2 protein-coding genes and 1 pseudogene are annotated in these 3520 nt (G+C 41.6%); all 3 read left to right on the top strand.

Annotated features, from left to right (window positions below; all coding sequences use genetic code 11):
- Window positions 1–374: 374 nt before the first annotated feature.
- Window positions 375–1127 (top strand): ParA family protein, encoded by a 753-nt coding sequence (locus GNF10_RS35860; protein ID WP_069074509.1) that lies wholly within the window; start codon window positions 375–377, stop codon window positions 1125–1127.
- A gap of 1 nt (window position 1128) precedes the next feature.
- Window positions 1129–2082, top strand: a complete 954-nt coding sequence (locus GNF10_RS35855) for a ParB/RepB/Spo0J family partition protein (RefSeq protein ID WP_163938943.1) — start codon at window positions 1129–1131, stop codon at window positions 2080–2082.
- A gap of 207 nt (window positions 2083–2289) precedes the next feature.
- Window positions 2290–3520 (top strand): annotated as a pseudogene (locus GNF10_RS35850) (helix-hairpin-helix domain-containing protein); the annotation flags it as partial.

The raw sequence follows: 3520 nt of genomic DNA, 5'->3' as shown, positions 1-3520 counted from the left end.
ATAGGTTGGCTGCTGTTTCTCTACTGGTTTATAAGCAACAAGGTCAAGCTTTGGGCTTTGGTCGTTGGGTTTTGGCTTTTGTTTAGGTAGCTTGGGCGATTGCTCTTTTGATTTCATCAGAAAATTTTATGTGGACTTTGGGAAATAAGTTTATTTTAAGCGCCAATTTATTTCACTAAATCGCTCCTCATGGCCAGAATGAAAGTATAGTTAGCTTTTTAGGTAACAAGCAATTTGGAACATTAGTTTTTCATTACTTTGGTGTAAAACTTGTGAAAATCTTTGCGGTCTACTTAAATTGTCATAGAATCAGTTCATTCTGTAACTAATATATATATGTTTTTTCATCAAAAATCGCATAGTACTAAGAAAATATGATTATCGCAGTTACTAATCAAAAGGGAGGAGTAGCCAAGACAACCTCTACTATTGCACTAAGTGGATTGCTGGCAGAAAGTTCCTCCTGCCTTGTAGTTGACTTTGATCCCCAAGGCAATTTAACCACAGGTCTAGGAATCAAGATTCAGCCAGGGCAGATGACTGCTTATGAAGTACTTACAGATCGTAAACAGAGCGCATCTGAAACTATTATTGACACCGAGTATGGAATCAAGCTGATTCCGGCTGATATATCTCTAGCATCTGGAGAAAAGCAAATTTTGACCTCGGCAGATAATAGCCGAATCCTGAGAAAGAAATTGAATCCTTTACGGCAAGAATTTGCTCATATCCTCATTGATTGTCCACCTAGCTTAGGGATGTTGACTCTAAATGCACTAATGGCAGCAGATGCAGTCTTGATCCCCGTTCAATGTCAGTTCTTTGCTTTGGAAGGCTTACGACAATTATTGGAAACTATTGAAAGTCTTCGTGATGAAGACACTCACCCCAATTTGCAAATTTTAGGAGTCTTGCCTACAATGGCAGACCGTACACTCACGACCCAAGATGCTCTCAAAACTCTTAAAACTAAACTCCCTGGGGTCAAAATTTTTGAACCAGTTCCTAAGTCTGTTCAGTTTCCAGAGTCTAACTTGGCGCGTCAACCAATTCATCGGTATACCACAGAAAGAAAATTGATTGAACCTTATCAAGAAATCGCCAGAGAAATGGCAGAACAGGAGTAATATGGCGAAGCGGCGCTTGTCAATGGCAGATGAAATGGAATTTCCGAATAAAACCAAACAATTCCTGGACTTAGTAGGAGTTACCAAGAATCCTCAACTTTCGGAAAACGAATCTATTGAACAATCTTTATTAATAACTCAAATTCACCTAGCGGCTCATCAGCCTCGGCGTTATTTTTCAACTCAAGCAATGGAAAGCCTAGTTGCTTCTATCCGTGAACATGGCATCTTGCAGCCACTGCTTGTCCGACCGTTAGAATCCGGTAATTATGAATTGATCGCTGGTGAACGTCGCTACCGTGCTGCTCAAACTCTTGGAATGGAGCAAGTTCCGGTTATTATCCGCCATCTCAATGACCAAGATGCTTTCCAAGTCGCCCTCCTCGAAAATTTGCAACGGGAAGATTTAAATCCGGTTGAGGAAACTGAAGCTATTTTGCAACTGCTATCTATCCGCTTGGAATGCTCTCAAGGAGAAGTTATTTCCCTACTCAATCATATTGCTAACCTCCAAAAGCAAAAAACAGAAACTACGAACAACGTTGTTCGTAACCAATGGGAAATGGTAGAAAAGATATTTTCAGTAATAGGTAGGGTGACTCCAGACAGTTTTCGTAGTCATCGCCTACCTTTACTAAATTTACCTAAAGATGTTCTAGAAATTTTGCGCCAAGGACAACTAGAATATACCAAAGCCCGCATCATCGCTCAATTGAAAGACGAAGATCAGCGACATCAACTTCTAGTGAAAACTATTGAAAAAAATCTTTCAGTTAGAGATATCAAAAGTTACATTCAATCAGTTCAACCTCCTAAGTCTTCTCAGCCGAATATCCTGCCTAATCGGATGAAGGAAGCCTATCAGCGAATTAAGCAAGCTAAAGTTTGGGAAGATCCTAATAAAGCAAAAGTTTTAGAGAAGTTGTTAGGGCAAATTGAAGCTTTATTAGAGTAAAATCTACGGTTTTTTACAACATATTTCACTCTTACCAACCTTTGAGGCGTAGCTTGCATAGCTTGCGCTCGTAGTCATCGTATAGCGAAGCAGCATTTTTGACTTTCTCATCTAATATTACTGTAATCTCAAAAAGATATAGTATTTATGTACTACATTCATCTGAATTCCAGTATTATAATGATGTGCGGCATCTGATCATAAGCAATGTCCACTCCTCCTAATCTTTCTCCTCAACAAATAAACGCCTTTCCTGAACACGAAACAATCACCGGAGTCGTAGAACGTTTAACTTTTTACTCTGCTGAATCGGGTTACACAGTGGCAAGACTGACCCGCCCCCGTAGCACCGAACTCACAACAATTGTCGGTAGCTTTGCTAATATTCAGCCAGGGCAAACTCTACAACTAACTGGTTTCTGGCGTGACCATCCCCAATTTGGTTCCCAGTTCCAAGTAGTCAACTACAAGGAAACCAAACCAGCCACTCTCACCGGAATTGAGAAATATTTGGGCAGTGGACTGATCAAAGGTGTTGGCCCAGTCACAGCAAGACGCATTGTTGCCCACTTTGGTTTAGAAACCCTGGACATTATCGAAAACCAAATTGACCGACTCATTGAAGTTCAAGGCATTGCCAAAAAGCGGATTAAGTTAATTAAAAATGCCTGGGAGACACAGAAAGCCATAAAAGAAGTAATGGTATTTTTGCAAGGGCACGGTGTTTCAACAACATACGCAGTCAAAATTTACAAGCAATATAAGGATGAGGCGATACCTTCGGCACGTCTTCGACGAACGCTACTGTTACCAAAAACCCCTATCAGTTAGCAGCCGACATTTACGGGATTGGTTTTCTAACTGCCGATAAAATTGCACGGAATATCGGAATTGCGCCTGACTCAGAATTTCGTTACCGTGCGGGGATTATCCATTGTCTAAGTGAAGCTGCCGAAGATGGTCACTGTTACCTGCCACAAAGCGAACTGATTGAATCGGTAATCAAACTGCTGACTACCGAATCTCATCAGCCCACAGAAGAAGCGATCGCACAAATCATCAAAGATATGGCTCTAACAGATGACCTGATTAGAGAGCGGGATGAGGAGAAAACACTACTTTGCTACAAGCCAACTTACTTCCATACGGAACAGAATTTAGCTCAACTGATACGCCAACGCTTGGAAAAACCTGTTGGCACTGACATTGAACGCGTGCGTGATTGGATTGAGCGCTTTACAGCCAGCCGTAAAATTCAGCTTTCAGAACAGCAACGCCAAGCTGTAGAAACAGCAGCCTATTCCAAAATCATGATCCTCACTGGTGGCCCTGGCGTTGGAAAGACCTTCACAACTCACACGATTGTCAGCCTGTGGAAAGCAATGGGTAAATCCATAGCCCTAGCTGCACCCACTGGACGCGCTGCTCAACGTTTGGG

Source organism: Nostoc sp. UCD121 (assembly GCF_014222285.1).
Lineage (GTDB): Bacteria > Cyanobacteriota > Cyanobacteriia > Cyanobacteriales > Nostocaceae > Nostoc.
This window is presented reverse-complemented; position numbering and strand designations above follow the sequence as displayed.

What these genes read in the sequence shown, in the direction of transcription:
- GNF10_RS35860 (WP_069074509.1), top strand. Translation starts at nt 375, where the DNA reads ATGATTATCGCAGTTACTAATCAAAAGGGAGGAGTAGCCAAGACAACC.
- GNF10_RS35855 (WP_163938943.1), top strand. Translation starts at nt 1,129, where the DNA reads ATGGCGAAGCGGCGCTTGTCAATGGCAGATGAAATGGAATTTCCGAAT.